The sequence below is a fragment of the Lysinibacillus sp. RU7 genome, from assembly GCF_057837305.1.
In genome coordinates this window covers 21,917-41,772 of sequence record NZ_JBYQFK010000014.1, presented here as the reverse complement: position 1 = coordinate 41,772, position 19,856 = coordinate 21,917, and the positions used below count along the sequence as shown (strand labels likewise).

Below are 19,856 nucleotides of genomic sequence, written 5' to 3'. Positions count from 1 at the left end.
TGTTTTGATAATGATTATCATCCGTAAGGAAGTGGGAAAATTTTATGAACCTTCATGCTGTTCCATTAGGTGAAAAGGTGAAAGTGAAAGATCTTAAACAGGTCGATTCTCTGTTATATAAACGTTTAAATGCTTTTGGTGTAAAAGAAGGCTGCCACGTTTGTATGATACAAAAAGGATGGTTTTCTGGCGCATGTGTTTTAGAATGCCAAGGTCAAAAAATCGGACTTCGTAAAAAAGACTTATTGAATATAAAGGTAGAAGAATTATGAGTAGCTGGGCTTTAATAGGTAACCCTAATATTGGAAAAACATCCTTATTTAATAAGCTCACGAATTCATATGAATATGTGGGCAATTGGAGTGGGGTAACGGTTGAAAAGAAAGTTGGGCAGGTAAAGAAACTGAATGCACAAATTATTGATTTACCTGGTGTTTATACACTAAACCCTATATCAAAAGATGAAAGTGTTGTCACAACTTTCCTTCTAGAAGAACAAGTAGATGGATTTTTAAATATTGTTGATGCGTCCAATTTCGAACGGAACATGCATTTAACGGTGGATCTACTGGAGCTTCGAAAGCCTGTGATTATTTGCCTGAATATGATGGATGTGGCTAAGAAAAAAGGTATTACAATTAATATAGCAAAATTGCAAAGCATATTAGGAGTGCCTGTCGTTCCGGTTATAGCGCGAACGGGCGAAGGGATCGAAGGCATTTATGCTAGGATTCAAAAAACTTTAACAAACGATGACCATTTTACATTAACCTATGGAGATGTGATAGAAACGGGCATCTCAACTATAGAAAGTATGTTACAAAATATTGATGACGACCAAAAAAGATGGTGTGCTATTCAATTTTTAGCGGGTAATGATGCTTTAGATGATTACTTCAGAAAAGAAGAATACTTTGAGAAAATTGTCTCGATTCGCTCTGCTTTAGAGAACGAAATGGGTGAACCTTTAAATAATACCATTACAAATGAACGTGATCGTTATATTACTCACATTCGAGAAGAAGTCATTGTGCAAGAAAAGACAGAAAAGCAATGGATAGAGCATGTAGATAAAGTTTTGACACACCCCATTTTAGGTGTTCCGATTTTCTTAGCATTAATGTATTTCATGTTTCAAGTAACATTTGCATGGATTGGTACTCCCCTATCTGATTTATTGGATAGCTTTGTTGGTGGTCCATTGACAGATACGGTTAGTCAAGCTTTAGCAGCTATTGGTGCATCTAGCTTTATCATTGATTTAATATGTGATGGTATCATTACAGGGGTTGGCGGTGTTCTAGTTTTTATTCCTCAAATCTTTGTACTATTTTTCTTTATTTCATTATTAGAAGATTCGGGGTATATGGCGAGAATTGCTGTTGTGATGGACCGTATCATGGAATTCTTCGGCTTAAACGGGAAGGCATTTATCCCAATGATTATTAGTTTTGGCTGTAATGTTCCAGGTGTAATGGCGGCGAGAACAATCGAGCAACCAAAGGAACGTCTTTTAACCATTCTTGTTGCTCCGTTTATGAGTTGTTCTGCACGATTACCTGTGTATGCTTTATTTGGTGCCGCATTTTTTGCTCAACATCAATCTTTAGTCGTCTTTTCTTTATATATTTTAGGTATTATCATGGCGCTCATTGTCACAAAGATTTTATCGATGACTATTTTGAGAAAAGAAACGTCTGTGTTTTTTGTCGAATTACCAGCTTACCATGTTCCACAGCTAAAGACGCTTTGGCGTTCAACATGGGAAAAAGGAAAAGGGTTCCTTCGAAAAGCAGGTACAATTATTTTTGCAGGTTCTGTTATCATCTGGCTACTATCATATCTAGGACCAAATGGTGTTGATGTTGAAATGAATAAAAGCTTCCTAGCGATTATTGGTGGCGCATTTGGTACACTATTTGCACCGCTTGGTTTTGGTACATGGCAAGCGGGAGCATCACTCATTTCTGGATTCCTCGCAAAGGAAGTCATTGTGTCTACGATGGCCATTATTTATGGGGTTAGCGAAGGGGTATTATCTTCTACGATGAGCACTCATTTTACTCCACTGAGTGCTTATACGTTTATGGCTTTTGTGTTGCTCTATATGCCTTGCTTAGCAACAGTGGGAGCGATAAAAAGAGAAACGCAATCTACTAAATGGACTGTATTTGCAACACTCTATCCATTTGTAGTGGCATATGTTTTTGCACTTGTCATTTATTCTATCGGAAATCTATTTATATGAGGTGTATAAGATGAGTATACTCATCAATATATTAATAGGCGCTGTTATTTTTGGATGGGCAGCTATCACATTATTTAAAAGCGTTAAGAAACAGAAGGCAGGAAAATGCGCGGCATGTTCATTACAGAAAAATTGCCCAACCAACACTTGTGAGACTCCTTCTAAAACTAGTCGCCCTTAGAGAGAATAAAAAAATAGGAGCCGTTTCAAAGGTCATTTGAGGCGGCTCATTATATGTTTTTTCTATTAGTTTTAGCTTGGTATGTACTTGCTACTACATAGGAATTATTTAGTCCTCTAGTGAAAGTATTTGCTCAAATGCATCCACACAAAACATTGGTTGCTCTTCTAATAGACGTGCTTTTGTATGGCTCCCCCATGTCACCGCGCAAGTTTTACAACCAGCAGCTTTCCCCATTTGAATGTCAAAAATAGCATCCCCAATCATCAAACACCTATTTGCTTTTAATTCGTAACGATTTAGTAGTTGTTGAATGCCTTCTGGATGCGGCTTGAACTGTGTCACTTGATCAGAGCCGATAATGTCTTTAAAATATGACCGAATCCCTAGTGTCTGTAAATTTCGATTGAGTACATTTGTTTTTTTGCTTGATACAACAAATAACAGAAGTCCTTGTGCTTGAAGTCTTTCAAGTCCCTCTTTCACATATGGAAAAAGGCGTAAATACGTATCTTCGATTGTCGCATACATTTGGCGGAACGTATGTAATAACTGTTCAAATGCATGTGATGATAAGTGATGTGCCCCCATTTCTTTAAATGAACGCTCAATAGGAATCCCCATATAATAAGAAATTTGTTCTTCAGATGGTATAGGCAGTGATAATTGTTGAAAAGCCATTTGTGTTGCGTGTAGCGCACATGCCGCAGAATCAGCTAATGTACCATCAAAATCAAAAATATATGCTTTCATTCCTCTCTCTCCTTACTGCATCTCGTATGGATGTTCTTTTGCCTTTTCCTTTAAAGCCTGTGGTTTGATGATTTCAATACCACCTGGCACTCTTGTTAAAATCCCCTCCTGCACAAATGATCCGATAACCCGATTTTGATGTCTGACCGTTGTACCGATAAATTCAGCAATGTCTCTTAATGCACTTTTCGGAATGAACCTTGTTTGAAACATACCGTATTCATCATGTGTGATCGAAATAAGATAACTAGCTAGGCGGACTTCTGTTTCATGAAGTAAATGAAATGACAATACATTCGATTTCGTATAAAACTTCCGCGCTAAACTACGTAATAAAAACTCCGTAAAAGCAGCTTCATTTCGCAATTTCTTAGCATCGTGAATAGGAATGGCAATCACGTGAACAGTTCCAACTGCTTCGATTGTGTTAAGCACTTCAACCTCTTCCACAAGTTCAATCTCCCCAAACACTTCAAATGGTTTATTAAACGCAACAATTAATCGTCTTCCTGTTGGTGAAGTCGTATAAATTTTCACCTTCCCTTTTACTAAGAAAAACAAGTGTGTAAGGATGGAACCTTGTTCACAAATACATTCGCCTGACTCATATTCCATATAGACCCATGGGGAGTCTTTGAAAAGCTGTAATTGAAATTGGTTTATGTAATCCTGGCATAAGGTCTCGTTTTGCAATATTTTCATCATTTCCTCCCCGTTAGATCTATAGTAAATGAATACTGGACAGAAAATAAAGGACATATGTCTGAAATATTAAGGGTTTTTAAAATTAAGACTCTCCTAACGAACTGTATAAAACTACTCAATTCTTCTTAAACCATATGTTGCGTATTTTGTACATTCTGAGTGTTCTTACAATAAATTTAATTACATTATTTTAAGAATATTATGGATTCCCCTATATTATATTCTTTGCTTTTTTCTTCTCCATTCAACTTCCAAGATACAGTAACATATCCTTTACTTAATAAATCTTCAATATCCTCTTCCATTACTTCCCCTGTATACATTATGGCTTTATAATAATGTTGTACGTGCCTTTTATTTGGATCTGGAAATTCCCAACCACTCCCAGTCCAATAGATTTCACAGCTCAATAATTCAATAAAAGAATAAGGCATATTAATTTGTATATCTTCAATCTTATTCGAATAAGTCACATTTAAAGAAAAAATAAGTTGCTTAAAGTTTTCTTGTTCTGGATATTTAACATCTTCTAATCGTCCAATACTTTCGTATGTTTCATCATCTACTCCCGAAATTTCTGTATGCATAACAATGGCTGGATTATATTGACGATGTATATAGATGATAACCGTTACGATTCCAACCGAAATTAGCAATAACAACAGTAGTTTTTTCCTCACCGATTCACCTTCTCTTAAAAAAATTATTTATTTTCATTTTCACATTCTTTCGTTAAAGATGCTAAAAACAATTTTCCACGCGGTAAACCTAGCATCATAAGCCTCCTTTTGCATATTTGTAAAATTTATCTATTAAAATTTAATGCTATCAATAAAATTCTGAATTGACAAAAATATAAATAATATTTTATATTTATAAATAAAAATGTTTAAAAATACAAAGTATCTAAGGGGGTTTTGAAATGTTAATAAGAAAAGCAAAGGTAGCTGATGTGCCGGGGATTTGTAAATTGATTGAGCAGTATGCGAAAACAGGTGAATTATTAATTCGTACACATGCTTCTATTTGTGAAGATTTGTTGAGCTTTTACGTAGCAGTCGAGGACGATGAGGTAGTTGGCGTAGGTAGTTTGTATATTTATGATGAATCATTAAGTGAAATACGCTCTCTTGCCGTTTCAGAAGGTCATATGGGTAAAGGGATTGGAAAAAAGATTTCGCAAAAAATCGTAGAAGATGCGGAGCAATTAGGCATCGGCAGAATGATCTCATTAACGTATCAAATTGAATTCTTTTCAAAACTCGGCTTTCAGGTTATTGAAAAAGAGACGATTCCACAAAAAGTACGTAAAGATTGTCTTGGATGTCCAAAGTTTTTCGCTTGTGATGAAACCGCAATGGTCATTAATTTAAATTAGTAGTTTACTATTTATCTTCAACGTCGACAAAAGAGGTCAACATCATGCTTTATGATGCTACCTCTTTTTCGTGAAGTTCAGGATGAATCAATCCCTCATTCTCTAGCCAATCGCTCAATAACAGCCGCTACACTGGATGGCTCGATTTGCTCTGTCGCCTTTTCGGAAACAGAATGATTCCCCACACAAACACTGTAAACGGCCTGTTCAAAAAGGCAAGCATCATTTGCATCGTTCCCAAAGGCAATAAACTCATGGATCTGTAGCCTATGCAATCCCCTCGTTTTATTAATATGCATGGGGCTAATATCAAGAATGTCTTCAGCATGATGTTCAAATACATTGACAGGTAGCTTCTCGACTACTTCTTTTACTTCATTTGGTGGTGAAAATAACACCAGTTTACAAATCCCATTTAATTCATCTACAGCTTGATGTACGGCTCTTTTCTGCGGATCGATATTCCGGTAAATTGGATGATTTGTGCTACCTGTGTAAGCATAATTCCAATCGCTATCTGCCAAGTATGTAAGTCCAAACTGTTTGATTACATTTTTTAATATCCTCGTCGTTTCGTTTGAAAAATACATGACGTTTACTGTGCCTTGACGATATGTAAAAGCCCCGTTCCCTCCGACCATATCACATGTATGGTATTTTTCCGGCAAGACTGGCAGCATATCACGAATCGGCCTTGCGGATGCAAAGATGACTTGATGACCGTTACGTAGTAGAAGATCCAGCGCCGCGCAAATGTGTTCCTCTAACGGTAGCCCTTGAAAACAAATTGTTCCATCTAAATCAAATACAAAGTTCATACGATTCACCTCTCTTCAATCTTAGCTTACTTTTGGTAAAATAAGTAGGACAGGTGTCCCGGAGGTATCATATGAATATAAACGATGCATAAAAAAAATGGAAAGTTAGTTTTCCAAAAGAAATCGAGAACAAACTCACACTTCGTACATATAAACAAGGTGAAACGATTATTCAAACAGGCGACGCAATCGACGGCTTATATTTGCTAGTGGACGGTCGATACTATGTGACAACAAAAGAAGTCACTGGAAAGGAGCTCCTCCTTAGGTACTGTAATCCCCCTGCAATCTTAGGAGATATTGAAATTTTCCAGTCATGCCCGGTTCAATCTGATTGTATAGCAGATCGAGCCTGCCTGTTTTTATTTATTCCATTAACGGTTTATCAAACCTATTTACAATATGACGGCGCATTTTCTCAACTTCTTTTGAAAGAGCTCACATTTAAGCTGCAAACATGTACGATTTCATCGAGAGTAAATGCACTGGCAGCCGTATCCACAAGATTGGCGGCTTATTTATGTACAGTTGCTTTAGATACTCAGTTAAAGCACTATATGTCTACGACGAATTTAAACGATATTGCCTCCCTCATTGGGACAACGAAGCGCCATTTAAACCGTGTATTAAAGGATTGGGGGAATTTGAACATTGTGGAAAGAACAGATGAAGGCATTCGTATACTAGATTGGTCACAGATCGAGGCACTTTCTGAAAATATACGTTATGAATGAACAAATACGCTATTTTCATAAATTCAATTGGATATTTATGTTAAATTATAAGTGAGATTATTAAGGATTTTTAAAATATTGAAAAGGTAAGGAGGCACCCATTGAAAAAGTTACTTGTAGGGCTTATTTGCATAATGAGCATGCTTTTCTTATACATGTATCAGTTACCGATCATCAGCTCAGAAGAAGCAATCAAGTATGCAGAAAACGTCTTAAATAACCCACCTAAAGAATGGCAAAAATCAATTGTTTATAAGGGAACGTCCTCAGCGAATATGACTACATACTTAACTGAAAAAAGTGGATTTTGGAATGAATTAACTAATCAAACACAATGGGAAGTCACGATAAAATATAATGGAGGCGAATCAACAGTTGTGATTGATGCTTACAACGGGGATTTTGTTGATTTATACGGTCCATTTAATTAGTTTTTTCGAAAGACTTTGTTCGAATCGGATGCGATGGTTGACAAATTGTATAGTAATGCATAAAAGAAAAATCCATTTTGATTAATTTTTCAAAACGGATTCTTTTCATTTACCTTAAAATTGAGCTACTTTTTATTGAAATTTTTTCAGAGCTAAACATTAGGATTGGCTTCAAAATCTATTTAGCGGTTTCTTCAAACTGAATATTGACGACTTTTTCGGATGCCGTTACAAATTTAATGTATACGAAGACACCAAATTCACGGTCCCCCTCGTTTAGCCATAGTTTAAATGTTTCGGTTGTTGTATTTTGCTGCGTCTCTCTGCCTACATGCAAATAATCTACAATCGATGCATTTGGATATTTGGATTGTACCTGTTCTATCGCCATCTTGCCCCACTTTGCATAAGCTGGTGTTTCTTCTTGGACGGTTTCTTGTTGGGCATTCATGATCGTTGGAATATACGTAATCGCTAAACCTGTCGCAATGACTGCGCCCATTGCAAATAATAACTTTCGCACGATTAAGCTCAACTCCTTTTACATAGGATGAGACATTTACTCGCAATCATGCGGGATAAAAAAACTAGGCTTCGCGTTAAACGAGAGCCTAGTTGTACTGTTAAGCATTTATAATCGATTTTTTAAAGGATGGCTTCACTTCCGCGATAATGATGGCTATGAAGATTAGGAAGCAGCCGAAAATCATTCTTCCTGTTAACACTTCGCTTAATAATAGTACGGAGAAAAGTGTACCAAATATAGATTCTGTTGACAGAATTAATGCAGATTTTGTTGGGTCTGCATATTGCATCCCAATATTTTGGCATGCATAAGCAACGAGCGTACAAAAAACAGCAAGATAAAGAATGGTTAAAATGCCTTCTGTACTTGCAGAAGTTGGGACTTCACCAAGTGCAAGGACACCAATCCAGCTTAAAATCGAAGCAGCGAAAAATTGGACAATTGTTAACGCTAACGCATCTTCCTTTTTTACGAAAACATTCGTATAAAAAATGTCGAATGCAAACGCAATGGCACACAGGATAGATAACATATCCCCAAGATTCATCGTAAAGGAATCTTGTAATGATAAAAATCCGATACCGACAATGGCGATGATAGCTGCCATAATCTCAAAGCGGTCAAATCGACGTTTATAAATGATGTACGCAATAATGGGTACAATAATGACATTAATCGCTGTTAGAAATGCGTTTTTGGACGGAGTTGTATATTCAAGTCCTAATGTTTGCAAGGTAAACGCAACAAATAAAATCGCGCCTAAAATGGAGCCTTTCCAAAATACACTTTTCGAAATGAGCCTTAGTTTTTTATTAAAAATAAGAGCTAATAGGATTGTTGCTAATGTAAAACGGAGCGCCATCAATTGCATTACACTCCAATGCTCTAAGCCTACTGCCATCCCAACAAAGCCGCTCCCCCACATGACAGCGGTAATGAGCATTAATAATTCACCTTTATACTTCTTCATGAAAAACCTTCTCTCTAAACCTAGCTACAACAACAAGATGTTATTTCCTACTGTAATCAAATATACACATTATAGTATATTAATTCAACACTTGTCTTTTAGTCGATGGGTTATGAAAATTCAAATACGCTCCTTTAAACCTTATTATTATGCTTAGAAAGTTAATGTTTTTCTGTCAATTCCTTCAGAAGGCGGATCATTTCTTTGTTTTGCTCTATTTCAGTTTCACTATTTAGTTTCATGGTTCAGATCCAATTGAATACGAAAGCAGCTAAAATGATAGGTATTAATACAAATAATGTGGCCAATGTGTAATAATGCGAGAATCAATCGTATATTATATTTTTCCCTTGTTCACTTAACTCTTTTAAAGATGTAAGCATATGATTTATTTCTTCATCGGAATGTCTTTCCCATGAGCTTAATTCAGCTATTATTTTCAAAGGAGATTTAGACCTATAAGAACGTGTCGGATTTCCAGGAAATCGTTTGTCAGTTAGGTTCGGATCATTTTCAAAATCACCTAATGGCTCTACAATATAAATTCTCTCTTTTGATTTAGATCTTGCTAATTCAGCACCCCATTTAGCAGCGTCTAATGTTGCAGTAAAATATATATAGTTAGATTTTTTATCCTGATAATTGGATAAGTGCAAAGGTTCAAGTAGGTCTCCGATTTTCAGTTCTGCTTTAGTACCATGAAAGAACGGACCGGGATCTAAAATATTTTTTTTGTCATTCATATAAACGCACCCCTTATGCTTTTTTTGACTTGTGTATAACAGTATAAGGTAAGGAATGGGAGAAAAAATAGTCTATAATTAATTATCGGATGTTGTTATAATGTAAGTAGAGAGGGCATCATGCTTCACTCATTCGTAATATTAGCAATAATGATAAATACAACTTTATTATTTTTTAAAGAATTTACTTATAAATTAAACAGCTTTATTATTTCTACTCATAATATATCTCCGAAGTTCATGCTATTCATATCCCCTTTTATGATAATGTGATTCTCTAAAAATGAATCAACGAGTAATAACCATCTTCATCAGGCTGTGTATTTTCAAGTTTGTATCCTATTGATTGAAAGCATTTGATACAAGCGAAATTATCTGCTTCAATTCCTGCGAACCATTTTTTAATAACGCTCATTTCCGGTAGTAACATTGTTTTTTCTATGATTGATTTACCATATCCTTTATTACGGAGAGACGGTTTAACAACAAGTGCAACACTACCTATAAAAACATTTTCTGTTTCTACCATAATCATTCCTACTGGTTGTTCATTTTCAAGCGCCAGCCATACAAAATAGTGCTCATTATTATGAATATAGTTATACCATTCATTTAACGGCACCATTCCCTCGAGACGACGTTGAATCTCAAAATCATTAAACCATCCCTGGATTATCTCTATATCTTTTGATTCAAAAACACGTAATTCAATTGGTTTTATCACCATATAACCTCCTTTCATACAATTCTGTATTGTTTAATTTTAATACGGTTGCAACTCTGCCAACCAATTTCTAAGTTAATCAAACATCCTTATTGCACTAAGCCCCCTTTTATTTCCACAAGAATTAAACAACCTTATTATTTCTACAAAGAGCGAAAGTTAATTACTCTCCCTCTCCCTTACGTAGATGCGACAGTTCTTCTTTCACTTGTGTTCGAAATGCTTCATCCGTAAGAAACTTCAACTGAAAGCTATTTAGATTTCTTGAAAGTCTCGCTTGTTCTATTAAAGTTAAGTCATTTGAAAAAAAGGCGAATTCTGTTCGGTTACCGTCTTGATCTGTTGCATACATCGCATTCGTCAAAACAAAAGCGGTGGAGCCACCCTTTTGTCCCGCATGCATTAGCCACTCACGATTGGCTGGGTTTTGCATTAGCTGTTCCATTACCGGATCTAAATATTGGTGTATTGTTTCACTAAAGTACGCTTTGCCATTTAACTTTTGCATAATCGTCACATAATCTGAAGTCGTAGCTCTTGGTAATCGGTCAGACCAGATTTTTTGAACATCCATGTCCATCACCTTTAAAAGTTTCTCCCTTTCTTGTTTGTTCAGCGGTTCATGTAACCATTTCTCGTGAATCGCTATAGCACGGTTTCGGTATTCATCCATATCCATATTTTTTAGTTCATTCACTACTTCTTTTTTCGTTAGTCCTTTTTCGTGCATCAACTGAACAGGTATATATGATGCACTGACAATCGGATACAAAGGCTCGTGATGACTAAGTTTTAAGCTTTTCGGCACAGCATTAATAGACTCAAGCCCTAGCACCTGCATTAAATATTCGGTGTTTGCATTGGAGCTGTAGGCTATCATCCCATTCGCTACCTCACTCAACGGTACATCATCTTTTGCATTAATGTCCGCTAACCACGCAGCATGTGCCCCTCCATCTGTTTTCGGGAGATAAAAATGATCCAGCTCCTCTAAACTGACTTTTTGCTCAGGGTTGATCCGCCCGTCTGCAGCTTGTTTTGCATATTCAATCGCAACAATCGTTTTGACCGTACTTGCTAGTGGAAGAGGCTCCTGTTCATTGACTTCTATCCAACTATCCCCATTGTAGTGAATGGAAAGCGCGACATTTTGATTTGCTGCGTTATCCTTTATAAATTGAATCAGATACGCTGGACGGTCCTTTTGAAACAGCCAAATACCAACGCCAATCACGATACTTCCTAAAGCGATAATGGTTATAAGCAGCCATCTTATTATCTTCAAATGTAACTCCCTCCTTAGTTCGAGTGTGTAATACTTAATTCAGGAAAATTATTCCTCATCAATTTTACGGTTACGATTAAGAAAAGTTTCAAATACATAAAAACCTGACTCTACGATTTGCGTAGAATCAGGTCTTTTCCGTTCAGTCTGTGTAAGATTCCAATTTTAAAATAAGTTCAGTAAAGACGTTAATAAGTAGTAGTGTAATAGGCGTGAAGAATGGTGTTAAAACGACAGCATAAAACGTCCCCCATCCTAATGTATCTAAAACATTAATTGTTTCAAATTTCCCTTGAATGATGTTTTCCCAAAATATAACGCCGATTGTTCCGCAATAAACAATAATAAAAAGTGTGGTCGTAAAACTGATTTTCCACAGTGTTTTTGCACGTACTTGTTTTCTGTCAAAGAAATAGCCGCCTAACCAAGCAAATGCCATACTAAATGGAATGATAACAGCAAAATACAACCATCGTTCTCCGGAATTCAAAACAGTGCCGAAAAGATAACCACCTGCTACCATTCTTACTACCATCGTAAATATAGACGCAATTAAGAAAGAAACAACTGCTCCAAATAGAGCTCCCTGCAAGATAAATTTCTTTTTACTCAATTTGACTCTCCCGTCTTATTCACAACGATTTGCGCCTGATTTACGCAAAAAAAGCCATTAATAAAACAACACCTAGTATACTTGAAAGTAATAATAAATCGTATTTTACTTCTTGATTCATATACACAACTCCTAAACTAAATTTCTAATTCTACCATAACATGGTGAATACCGAAAAAACGATTTCGGCTTTCCGAAAAATTCCTTTCGGTGCCCTATTCCCCATCTCATTATTTTCCGAAAATTATCCATAACTACTTCACGTAGAGGTGTGGTTCGTTGATAATAGATATAGTCATAACAAGTGAGGGAGTTACATGGATTTTTTAAAACGCTTAAAACAATATTGGTTTTACATAGCAATCTTATTTTATATTGTCATGGGGGGCTACGTGCTAACGGTTGCGTACCAACAGCCAATGGTTGGTATTCAAATTCAACAACAGGGTGATGACTGGACCATTCAATCGATATGGGCTGAAGAATGGGCAAAGGAGCAAGGCATTGCCGTTGGAGATTTTGTGTTATTAGTCGATGAGGAGCCTGTAAAGGAAGAGACAACATATATTTTGACTGCCACTCATCTTCAAGTGCTTCAGCACACAGAAGTAAAGGACATCACGGTGAGTAATGCAGATTTACCGTATATGTTTTATATGCACATTGTCATTCCGTGTATTTATTTTATCATTACGTTACTGACAGCTTGTTATTTATATCGTTATAAGCAAAATCAGCTGCTACCGATGCTCATTTTATTTTTGCTTGCTGTGTCACTTGCTTATATTAGTGCAGGTGCTTCAAGCCGTGATAATCCGATTGGTAGTGTAACGATTTCAACTGCTATGCTACTTGGTATTAGTATATTGGTGCATTTTTTACGCAATTACTTTGCTCTACTACGAGTACGATGGCCCTATACGAAAAATCTTATGTTTATATATAGCTTTCCTATTGCGATATTCTGTATCAGTATCCGTGCTATATGGAGCAATACGCTTAGTACATTTTCTGGATGGGGTACACTTGTATTTTTCTCAACAGGTTTACTAACGGTGTTCGGGATTTTGCTATATGGCTATATGATTTCAAAGCGATTGCAGCTTAAATTTTTAATTTATAGTTGCATCTTACCCATTTTACCGTTTGTCTTTTTATTTGTTGTTCCTGAAGTATTGTTTCAAAGACCTCTTGTGTCATCTGAAATTTTAGCTGTGTTTTTACTATTCATCCCGTTTAGTTTTATTTTTACGCAATTAACAGAGCGGCTGTTTGGTTTACAATATCACCTTTCCCGAATCCGCTATTATGGGAATATATCCGTTATAACAGCTACCGTTTTAACGACGATTATTGCGGTTATTTGGCGGGATGTTTTTGATGTTCAGGATGCGTTGATTTTGTTTTGTTTAACGCTCATTCTTACGTTTATACTCCTTTATGTGAAAGAGAAAGTAGATTTTCAACAACGAAAGCTGCTCGTGACAACAGATGGTCGTTCGATTCATGGCTTATATGCCGTCATTCAACGAATTGGTGAAGCGCGGTCAGAAGTCCAGTTAACGGATATCGTTTTAAAAGAAGTGAAAGAGAAGCTTGGCTTTGAGGCATTGTCCATTTATACGATGCCCGCGCAGCAAATTTCTGTGATGCCTTTTGAAGTAACAAAGCGCGGTCCTTTTTATGAGCTCTTACTTCATCGTAATGCAGACCAACAGTATATTTTATCGATTGGCTCACAAGATGAAAAAATTCAACTGCAGCATGAGGAAATTATTTGGTTAGAAATGATTGCGCTGTATTGCGATACCTTTTTACAGACGCTGAAACAAGTAGAAGAATTAGTCCAAGAAATGTCACTGCAACAAAAATCCATTCCATGGCTCGATAAATTAATCTGGCAATTTGTAGAGAAGGAAAAAGTGATTTTAGCACACGAATTACATGATACCATTTTGCAGGAGCAGCTTTTTTTAGCGAGAGAGCTTGACCTTGAGCAAGGTGAACTAAGTGAGCAAAAAATTGAGACGATTCGTGATCAGCTACTTGAAGTGTCCTATGAGCTACGGGAGTATTGTGAAAATTTAAACCCTCCCCTACTTGATACGTTGGGCTTGCAAGCAGCGTTAAAGAAATTTACGCAAAAAATGAAAATGCGTGCCGATTTCATTTTGCAAGAGCGAATTGAGCCGTTATCGTTAACAGATACTACTTATCCTTTAATGATTTATCGCCTGGTGCAAGAACTATTAAATAACGCCTATAAACATTCGCAAGCAAAGCATGTCACATTAGAAGTGTTAGCCATTCCAGGTGGGGTTGAAATTCATTATAAAGACGATGGAATTGGTTTAAATATAGAAAATTTGGATGAGAGTGATTCGATGGGGTTAAATGGCATGCGTGAACGTGTTCGGGCATTTAATGGCACAATGCATATCTCTTCCACAGAGGCAGAAGGTTTATCGATTTTAATATCAATGAAGGACGTGATATTGTGAAACTATTAATAGTAGATGATCATCCAGTTGTACTAAACGGAACGAAAGCTTTACTTGAGCCAATTGAGCAATGGTCGGTATATACAGAGCAAAACCCTGATGCGGTCATGGAACGCTTACAAGGTGACGACTATATCTTATGTTTACTCGATATCCATATGAAACCGATTAATGGGGTGGAGCTCGCGGCAAAAATAAAAGCAACTTATCCCGAAACGTACATAATTCTATATACAGGCTTTGAATTGACGGATTATTATGAGTTGCTATTATCTCGTAAAGTAGATGGCCTATTATCGAAAACCGCGACGAAAGAGCAGGTAGTACAAACGATTAGCGCCACACTACGAAACGAAATTCTAATACCGGCTGACTTTTTAGATTTTATGGCAAGAAGAACAAAAGCTTCATCAACGGAGCATGAAACGATTTTAAATGAAAAGGAATTAGCTATTGTGAAACGCGTAGCACAAGGCTGGACGAATAAAGCCATTGCTGTTGAAATAGGTGTTACACAACGAACAATTGAAAATCATTTATCGAAAATCTTTACGAAATTACATGTTGAATCCCGCGCAGAAGCGGCCATCCTTGCGAAAGAACAAGGCTGGATTGATTAAGTACATAAATATAAAAAGGGTTAGAGGGAGGTTGGGAAAGTTTCAGCTCTCCCAATCTCCCCTATCGCTTATCATAAATAGATACTAGAATTCTTTGCTCGATACTAATCTTTGTGGCAAAAGAAACATCCTAGAATCACTTTTCGGTCGCCTTCTTTGACTAAATCTTTCGAAATTTTAGATGGAGTTGTGATAAGCAGATATAATTTTTTGTTTTGCTTTTTGACCTGTTATACCTGTGCTCAAAACTTCCTTCAAATTTTTTGCGTCTATTACTTGAGTTAATTGATTGCATAGGAAATCCTTTAAATTGTTACTTGAACTATATTCATTTTCTTGTGATTTTGGTAATTTTGTTTCTTTTATCATTATTTTTTCCCCGTTTGGTTTAGTTACATAATGACGAATATAACCGTTTTCCTTTTTAATTTCATAGATGGAGGCGGCTTTTTTATTTACTAAAAATAAATCTGAAGATAAACTCGATGAATTTGTATTCTGTATAAACATTTCTTCACCTCTTGCTTGAACATTTTAAATAATTACAAATAATATCGGCACTCACTTTACTAAGTTCACTCATCAAACGGAAAAATAAAATTTCCCATTTTATTAGACGGTGTTGCCTTTTATGGAACAGCAACATTTCGCTCCTTTTTGGGTATTTTAAGTTGGAGGAGGTTTAGGTATTTCATTGAATGGGGCAGGATGATCATGTACGTTTCGAAAAAGGAGTTGAGTGTATGTACCATTTCTTCCAGCCATTTTTACACATTGATTTTGGCACAAATACACGCATACATCATTATTTGTCGTTAAAAGAAGAGGAACTTTTTGCTCGGTTAGACTGTTCCGAACCTTCTCCATTTCTTCCATCTCATATCCATTTTGTGAAAAGCTCTATTCCATTGATTCAAAAGCAGGTGTATGAACTTACCGCACATCTACAGTACGAACTATGTCTTCCGGCTAGATCTTTTTCACTTCATAACGCGACTTACTATTCTCATCTCAATTCGTATTCATATTTTTTATTTTCATATTTACAATATGATGCGCTTTTAAAAAAGCATGCATTTAGTATATTTGAGCTCGATGTCAGCACTCCCGATAAAAAAGTAAGACAATGCTCATTAGGCTTTTCCTCAGCCCATATTAGTGACCTTCTAAAGTACCCGATTGACTTGAAAATTGAAATAGAAAAGTTTGATGCGATGCAGTCAATCGAACAATCGAAAAAACATCTCGTCTATTGTCAAAAACTATTAATGGACTACTTTGATGTAAATGAGCTTGTCAATTTATACGATATCGAGGAATCGTTACTCTTAAAATATATAGGAGATCCTTTAGTTTTACTACGAACGATTCAAAAGAAACATAATGATAATCGAATCAAGCTCAGTTTAAAAGCACTTACTTCACATGAAATCCAGGCTTCTCTCGTTGAACTGATTCATCTTGAAAGAAGAGTCGTCAAACAAGAGCAATTGCGGAATTTCTTAAGTGCGGATGATTTTAATAACTATACGAAACAACTGCAACAAACGAAAACTAGAATGATGCGCGTATTGGATATAACGCAACAACAGTTGGATATATTCATGGGATGCTTACCTGCTGACTTTTTATGATCAAAAGGCACAGAATGATGTTTCTGTACCTTTTTTGTCTTTCCATCCCTCATACAAATTGTCTTTTGTGCAAAATTCCACGCACGTTTTCTATAATATAAATCCAAGTTGCTACACAAATAAACTTGTGCTATCATCTAACTGACGAACGTCAGGAAGGTGATAGCATGACAATGCAGAAAATTAAAGCGGCAGCACTCAAAAATTTCGCTGAAAATGGCTATGATGGTAGTTCTCTTGCACAAATTGCGGAAGAGGTCGGCATAAAAAAACAGTCCATATATACGTATTTTAAAAGTAAGGACATGCTCTTTCAGACACTTTATCAGGATGTGTTAGAACAGGAGCTTGCCTTTATGCGCGCTTTTTTAGCTACGCATGATGACGTTTTGCAGCGTAAGCTATTTGCATTATTGCGCGCATGGGAGCAACGTTTTCAAGAGCAAGTCGCAACGAAGTTTTTTATTCGCACATCCTTTTTTGCGCCACAGCATTTGGAGGCAGTCATTACAGAACACGTCTATGTTTACTTAGACGCTCTTGAGCAGCTTTTTAGCGGATATTTTGCGAAGCATCCGCTAGCTGTACGTGCTGAAGATGCAGCAATTGCTTATTTAGCCTTACTGGATAGTTTATTTGTTGAAATGTTATACGGGGGGCATGCGCGCTTTGAACGACGATTGCAAGCTGGTTGGCTTGTATTTTGGAATGGGGTATCACAGCAGGAGGTTTCATCATGAATCGCTATTGGGGGCTCGTATTATTAGCGGGTATTATCGAAATTTTATGGGCGATGGGGTTAAAATACGCCAGCTCATTTTGGATGTGGAGTGGCGTGATCGCTTTAATCGTCCTGTCCTTTTATATTTTACTAATTGCCAATGAAAAACTACCAGTCGCAACGGTATATGCTGTCTTTACAGGTATTGGTACAGCGGGCACCGTTATTGTGGAAACACTTCTATTCAATGAACCATTTAGCTTCACTAAAGTGGGCTTTATTACGTTATTACTTGTTGGTGTGATTGGCTTAAAGCTCGTATCCGCTGAACCAAATGAAACGAGGAATGCATAATGGCGTGGATCTATTTAATTTTAGCGGGCATATTTGAAGTAATTGGTGTCATCGGCATGAATAAGGTCGTACAAAAGAAAGCTTTATCCTCGTTTGTTATTTTGTTTGGTTCGTTTATTTGTAGCTTTAGCTTTTTAGCACTTGCTATGCAAACGTTACCGATGGGCTTATCCTATGCGGTTTGGACAGGGATTGGTACCGTTGGTGGAACACTTGTCGGTATGGTTTTTTATAAAGAATCAAAAGACTGGAAACGTATTTTATTTATTTCGTTTATTTTAATTGCTGTCGTTGGCTTGAAAATTACGCAATAAAACAACACTACCTGCGATTATGCAGGTGGTGTCTAATTTATTACTTTCCCTGTAGCATTTAATATTTTAATTTCATAAGAGTCGATATTAGATAATGAATTCAGTTCTTTAGAATGCAAGATATTATTTACAGTTTCTTCAATTTCTATCACTAATTTGTGTGCCTCTTGATCTGAACTGTTTACTAATGTTTGAATGATAATGGCTGATTGATTCTCTATCGTTATATTCTCGAAAATGTCGTAAACTTTAAGCCCCTCCATAAGAGTCATTGTTAAATGGTGAAGCTCTTTGTTTATCATTTTATTTTCATCGTTAATGAACTCCCATCTTTCAAAAACAATTGTATAGTCTTTTAATGTAGTGGTTTGAAGTACATGTTTAGCAATGGACGCCATATCCTTTTTTACGGAATCGACATATTGCTCATCCCCTACGATTTGTATGATTAATTCTTTCTTTGAAGTTATTTTTACATCAACACCGACGTATTTCTCATAAAGTTTTTCTTTAACCATTTCCAATGTGGAATTATATCCTTCTTCTTTAGGAACAAAATCTTTAGTTAACAAGATAAATGAGGATAATCCCGCTATAAGTATTCCAGCAAGCATCCATATCTTTTTTAACATATAACCCCTCCTACTTAAGAAGGTATGTCTTTGATCTTTAAAAAAATACAGTGTTGAAATGACCTGTTGCGTTAGTGTAATTTGAAGGCGTTATTTAAAAACCTCTAAATACTGAGTTGAAGTAGAAAGGTAAATTACTTTATCTCCTTTAGTATAGGTCATGACCGTCCCCTCCACATTTCCTTTCTTCCACCCTTTTTTGCGTATGACTAGCTTATAAGATAATGGAATGCCCTTATCTCCGCCTGCTTTTGACCAAGTATAATGTTTGGAGTAATCGCCTTCTAATTCTAATTGAGCATTCTTCAGAACTGGAAAACCGTACATTTCATCAACTGTATAATAATTGCCATCTACACTGTTGTAATAAAAAATACCGTAGCTAAGTAATACAGCCATTGTTAATATAGCTAATAAAAGCTTCTTCACTCGCTGGTTCAACCCTGCTCCCCCTTTTTACTTACTCGTTACTATTTAAAGTGGCTGTGCATCCCAATGATTTTCTTTATTGTATCTCCAGTAGTTCAGCTAAGTTATATGTTCTTGTATGTTGTTTTTCATCTTTCACCCATACAATATCTATTTCTGTTTCTTCAAATGCTGTTGTTAATTGCTCATTTGACACACCTTTTGTATAGATTACAATTTGACGTTTCATATTAAGCTCGTGTTCCCAGCCACTCCCATACCAGTATCGTTCTGTGCCATCGATTGTATTGAGTGTTTCTTCCAGATCATCAAACCCCATTTTCTCACTAAATACCGTACCATTAGGAAGTTCTGCATTCAGTTCAAAATCGAGCATTTTAAAGTCTTCTTGTTTTGGCTGATCGATGCCACCAACTTTACTAAATTCTTCATCTGAAATAGGCGAAATTGTAAATGAAACATTGATTTCCTCTTCACTGCAAGCTGTTAATAGTAATAGGTATAGCAATATAATTCTTTTCATTTTCATGCTCCTCACTGTT

Annotated in this window: 26 protein-coding genes; 12 read left to right on the top strand and 14 right to left on the bottom strand. The window is 36.3% G+C overall.

Translation table 11 applies throughout. The annotated features are described in order from the left end of the window. The first annotated feature begins 44 nt into the window (after positions 1-44). From AC3II9_RS11725 to AC3II9_RS11715, 3 genes are read left to right on the top strand one after another with little or no spacing between them, the layout of a single operon-like run. Entirely contained in the window at positions 45-272 is a 228-nt protein-coding gene (locus AC3II9_RS11725; RefSeq protein WP_489155628.1) for a FeoA family protein, read from the top strand. Then, the gene (gene feoB / locus AC3II9_RS11720; RefSeq protein ID WP_489155626.1) at positions 269-2,248 is read left to right on the top strand and encodes a ferrous iron transport protein B; all 1,980 of its coding nucleotides are present in this window, start codon (positions 269-271) and stop codon (positions 2,246-2,248) included. Before AC3II9_RS11725 ends, feoB begins: the two co-directional genes overlap by 4 nt. A gap of 16 nt (positions 2,249-2,264) precedes the next feature. Next, the gene (locus AC3II9_RS11715; protein WP_489155744.1) at positions 2,265-2,429 is read left to right on the top strand and encodes a FeoB-associated Cys-rich membrane protein; all 165 of its coding nucleotides are present in this window, start codon (positions 2,265-2,267) and stop codon (positions 2,427-2,429) included. A gap of 108 nt (positions 2,430-2,537) precedes the next feature. Here the strand turns inward: AC3II9_RS11715 and AC3II9_RS11710 are convergent, their stop codons facing one another. The 3 genes from AC3II9_RS11710 to AC3II9_RS11700 form a co-directional block, all read right to left on the bottom strand. Beyond that, a complete protein-coding gene (locus AC3II9_RS11710) occupies positions 2,538-3,182 on the bottom strand; it encodes an HAD family hydrolase (protein ID WP_489155624.1) in 645 nt (214 codons plus the stop codon). Between the two features lie 12 nt (positions 3,183-3,194). Beyond that, positions 3,195-3,884: a Crp/Fnr family transcriptional regulator gene (locus AC3II9_RS11705; protein WP_489155622.1), complete on the bottom strand. Its 690-nt coding sequence runs from the start codon at positions 3,882-3,884 to the stop codon at positions 3,195-3,197. 188 nt (positions 3,885-4,072) lie between these two features. Further along, positions 4,073-4,567, bottom strand: coding sequence for a hypothetical protein (locus tag AC3II9_RS11700; RefSeq protein WP_489155620.1), 495 nt, complete (start codon positions 4,565-4,567; stop codon positions 4,073-4,075). Between the two features lie 242 nt (positions 4,568-4,809). Here AC3II9_RS11700 and AC3II9_RS11695 point away from each other — a divergent pair, with 242 nt between their 5' ends. Further along, on the top strand, positions 4,810-5,265 hold the full coding sequence (locus AC3II9_RS11695; protein WP_489155619.1) for an N-acetyltransferase: 456 nt from the start codon (positions 4,810-4,812) through the stop codon (positions 5,263-5,265). A gap of 95 nt (positions 5,266-5,360) precedes the next feature. Here the strand turns inward: AC3II9_RS11695 and AC3II9_RS11690 are convergent, their stop codons facing one another. Further along, positions 5,361-6,083 (bottom strand): HAD-IIB family hydrolase, encoded by a 723-nt coding sequence (locus tag AC3II9_RS11690; RefSeq protein ID WP_489155617.1) that lies wholly within the window; start codon positions 6,081-6,083, stop codon positions 5,361-5,363. A gap of 122 nt (positions 6,084-6,205) precedes the next feature. Between AC3II9_RS11690 and AC3II9_RS11685 the strand changes: the two genes are divergently transcribed. Continuing rightward, entirely contained in the window at positions 6,206-6,817 is a 612-nt protein-coding gene (locus AC3II9_RS11685) for a Crp/Fnr family transcriptional regulator (protein ID WP_489155742.1), read from the top strand. Between the two features lie 101 nt (positions 6,818-6,918). Continuing rightward, a complete protein-coding gene (locus AC3II9_RS11680; RefSeq protein ID WP_489155616.1) occupies positions 6,919-7,248 on the top strand; it encodes a PepSY domain-containing protein in 330 nt (109 codons plus the stop codon). Between the two features lie 178 nt (positions 7,249-7,426). Here AC3II9_RS11680 and AC3II9_RS11675 read toward each other — a convergent pair whose 3' ends face one another. The 6 genes from AC3II9_RS11675 to AC3II9_RS11650 all read right to left on the bottom strand — a co-directional run bounded on the left by AC3II9_RS11675 (position 7,427) and on the right by AC3II9_RS11650 (position 12,109). Next, positions 7,427-7,771 carry a DUF3889 domain-containing protein gene (locus AC3II9_RS11675; protein WP_489155614.1) on the bottom strand — a complete coding sequence of 115 codons (345 nt, stop codon included), beginning with the start codon at positions 7,769-7,771 and terminating at the stop codon, positions 7,427-7,429. 100 nt (positions 7,772-7,871) lie between these two features. Continuing rightward, positions 7,872-8,744, bottom strand: coding sequence for a DMT family transporter (locus AC3II9_RS11670; protein WP_489155613.1), 873 nt, complete (start codon positions 8,742-8,744; stop codon positions 7,872-7,874). A 326-nt stretch (positions 8,745-9,070) separates the two neighbouring features. Further along, complete coding sequence (gene arr / locus AC3II9_RS11665) at positions 9,071-9,487, bottom strand: NAD(+)--rifampin ADP-ribosyltransferase (protein ID WP_489155612.1); 417 nt, start codon at positions 9,485-9,487, stop codon at positions 9,071-9,073. Between the two features lie 277 nt (positions 9,488-9,764). Next, positions 9,765-10,211, bottom strand: coding sequence for a GNAT family N-acetyltransferase (locus AC3II9_RS11660; RefSeq protein WP_489155610.1), 447 nt, complete (start codon positions 10,209-10,211; stop codon positions 9,765-9,767). A gap of 163 nt (positions 10,212-10,374) precedes the next feature. Then, complete coding sequence (locus AC3II9_RS11655) at positions 10,375-11,496, bottom strand: serine hydrolase (RefSeq protein WP_489155608.1); 1,122 nt, start codon at positions 11,494-11,496, stop codon at positions 10,375-10,377. A gap of 142 nt (positions 11,497-11,638) precedes the next feature. Beyond that, positions 11,639-12,109 (bottom strand): hypothetical protein, encoded by a 471-nt coding sequence (locus AC3II9_RS11650; RefSeq protein WP_489155607.1) that lies wholly within the window; start codon positions 12,107-12,109, stop codon positions 11,639-11,641. A gap of 317 nt (positions 12,110-12,426) precedes the next feature. On the opposite strand from AC3II9_RS11650, the gene AC3II9_RS11645 reads away from it, so the two are divergent. Both AC3II9_RS11645 and AC3II9_RS11640 read left to right on the top strand, forming a co-directional pair. Beyond that, positions 12,427-14,610 (top strand): sensor histidine kinase, encoded by a 2,184-nt coding sequence (locus AC3II9_RS11645; protein ID WP_489155605.1) that lies wholly within the window; start codon positions 12,427-12,429, stop codon positions 14,608-14,610. Next, on the top strand, positions 14,607-15,230 hold the full coding sequence (locus AC3II9_RS11640; protein WP_489155604.1) for a response regulator: 624 nt from the start codon (positions 14,607-14,609) through the stop codon (positions 15,228-15,230). Before AC3II9_RS11645 ends, AC3II9_RS11640 begins: the two co-directional genes overlap by 4 nt. A 177-nt stretch (positions 15,231-15,407) precedes the next feature. On the opposite strand, the gene AC3II9_RS11635 is transcribed toward AC3II9_RS11640, so the two are convergent. Then, entirely contained in the window at positions 15,408-15,740 is a 333-nt protein-coding gene (locus AC3II9_RS11635) for a hypothetical protein (protein WP_489155602.1), read from the bottom strand. 233 nt (positions 15,741-15,973) lie between these two features. On the opposite strand from AC3II9_RS11635, the gene AC3II9_RS11630 reads away from it, so the two are divergent. From AC3II9_RS11630 to AC3II9_RS11615, 4 genes are all read left to right on the top strand, one after another. After that, positions 15,974-16,864, top strand: coding sequence for a hypothetical protein (locus AC3II9_RS11630; RefSeq protein ID WP_489155600.1), 891 nt, complete (start codon positions 15,974-15,976; stop codon positions 16,862-16,864). Between the two features lie 167 nt (positions 16,865-17,031). Next, complete coding sequence (locus tag AC3II9_RS11625; protein WP_489155598.1) at positions 17,032-17,604, top strand: TetR/AcrR family transcriptional regulator; 573 nt, start codon at positions 17,032-17,034, stop codon at positions 17,602-17,604. Continuing rightward, positions 17,601-17,939 (top strand): DMT family transporter, encoded by a 339-nt coding sequence (locus AC3II9_RS11620; RefSeq protein ID WP_391371004.1) that lies wholly within the window; start codon positions 17,601-17,603, stop codon positions 17,937-17,939. The genes AC3II9_RS11625 and AC3II9_RS11620 overlap by 4 nt, the downstream gene beginning before the upstream one ends. Continuing rightward, the gene (locus AC3II9_RS11615) at positions 17,939-18,253 is read left to right on the top strand and encodes a DMT family transporter (RefSeq protein WP_489155596.1); all 315 of its coding nucleotides are present in this window, start codon (positions 17,939-17,941) and stop codon (positions 18,251-18,253) included. The genes AC3II9_RS11620 and AC3II9_RS11615 overlap by 1 nt, the downstream gene beginning before the upstream one ends. A gap of 32 nt (positions 18,254-18,285) precedes the next feature. Here the strand turns inward: AC3II9_RS11615 and AC3II9_RS11610 are convergent, their stop codons facing one another. From AC3II9_RS11610 to AC3II9_RS11600, 3 genes are all read right to left on the bottom strand, one after another. Continuing rightward, the gene (locus AC3II9_RS11610) at positions 18,286-18,885 is read right to left on the bottom strand and encodes a hypothetical protein (protein ID WP_489155595.1); all 600 of its coding nucleotides are present in this window, start codon (positions 18,883-18,885) and stop codon (positions 18,286-18,288) included. A 90-nt stretch (positions 18,886-18,975) separates the two neighbouring features. Then, the gene (locus AC3II9_RS11605; protein WP_489155593.1) at positions 18,976-19,326 is read right to left on the bottom strand and encodes a hypothetical protein; all 351 of its coding nucleotides are present in this window, start codon (positions 19,324-19,326) and stop codon (positions 18,976-18,978) included. A gap of 64 nt (positions 19,327-19,390) precedes the next feature. After that, positions 19,391-19,837 (bottom strand): hypothetical protein, encoded by a 447-nt coding sequence (locus AC3II9_RS11600; protein WP_489155591.1) that lies wholly within the window; start codon positions 19,835-19,837, stop codon positions 19,391-19,393. Positions 19,838-19,856: the final 19 nt, after the last annotated feature.

Excerpts from the sequence above, each read along its gene's own strand:
- AC3II9_RS11635 (WP_489155602.1), bottom strand. The coding sequence starts at position 15,740 with ATGTTTATACAGAATACAAATTCATCGAGTTTATCTTCAGATTTATTT.
- AC3II9_RS11615 (WP_489155596.1), top strand. The coding sequence starts at position 17,939 with ATGGCGTGGATCTATTTAATTTTAGCGGGCATATTTGAAGTAATTGGT.
- AC3II9_RS11695 (WP_489155619.1), top strand. The coding sequence starts at position 4,810 with ATGTTAATAAGAAAAGCAAAGGTAGCTGATGTGCCGGGGATTTGTAAA.
- AC3II9_RS11725 (WP_489155628.1), top strand. The coding sequence starts at position 45 with ATGAACCTTCATGCTGTTCCATTAGGTGAAAAGGTGAAAGTGAAAGAT.
- AC3II9_RS11600 (WP_489155591.1), bottom strand. The coding sequence starts at position 19,837 with ATGAAAAGAATTATATTGCTATACCTATTACTATTAACAGCTTGCAGT.
- AC3II9_RS11630 (WP_489155600.1), top strand. The coding sequence starts at position 15,974 with ATGTACCATTTCTTCCAGCCATTTTTACACATTGATTTTGGCACAAAT.
- feoB (WP_489155626.1), top strand. The coding sequence starts at position 269 with ATGAGTAGCTGGGCTTTAATAGGTAACCCTAATATTGGAAAAACATCC.
- AC3II9_RS11710 (WP_489155624.1), bottom strand. The coding sequence starts at position 3,182 with ATGAAAGCATATATTTTTGATTTTGATGGTACATTAGCTGATTCTGCG.
- AC3II9_RS11620 (WP_391371004.1), top strand. The coding sequence starts at position 17,601 with ATGAATCGCTATTGGGGGCTCGTATTATTAGCGGGTATTATCGAAATT.
- AC3II9_RS11610 (WP_489155595.1), bottom strand. The coding sequence starts at position 18,885 with ATGTTAAAAAAGATATGGATGCTTGCTGGAATACTTATAGCGGGATTA.
- AC3II9_RS11690 (WP_489155617.1), bottom strand. The coding sequence starts at position 6,083 with ATGAACTTTGTATTTGATTTAGATGGAACAATTTGTTTTCAAGGGCTA.
- arr (WP_489155612.1), bottom strand. The coding sequence starts at position 9,487 with ATGAATGACAAAAAAAATATTTTAGATCCCGGTCCGTTCTTTCATGGT.
- AC3II9_RS11645 (WP_489155605.1), top strand. The coding sequence starts at position 12,427 with ATGGATTTTTTAAAACGCTTAAAACAATATTGGTTTTACATAGCAATC.
- AC3II9_RS11705 (WP_489155622.1), bottom strand. The coding sequence starts at position 3,884 with ATGAAAATATTGCAAAACGAGACCTTATGCCAGGATTACATAAACCAA.
- AC3II9_RS11625 (WP_489155598.1), top strand. The coding sequence starts at position 17,032 with ATGACAATGCAGAAAATTAAAGCGGCAGCACTCAAAAATTTCGCTGAA.
- AC3II9_RS11670 (WP_489155613.1), bottom strand. The coding sequence starts at position 8,744 with ATGAAGAAGTATAAAGGTGAATTATTAATGCTCATTACCGCTGTCATG.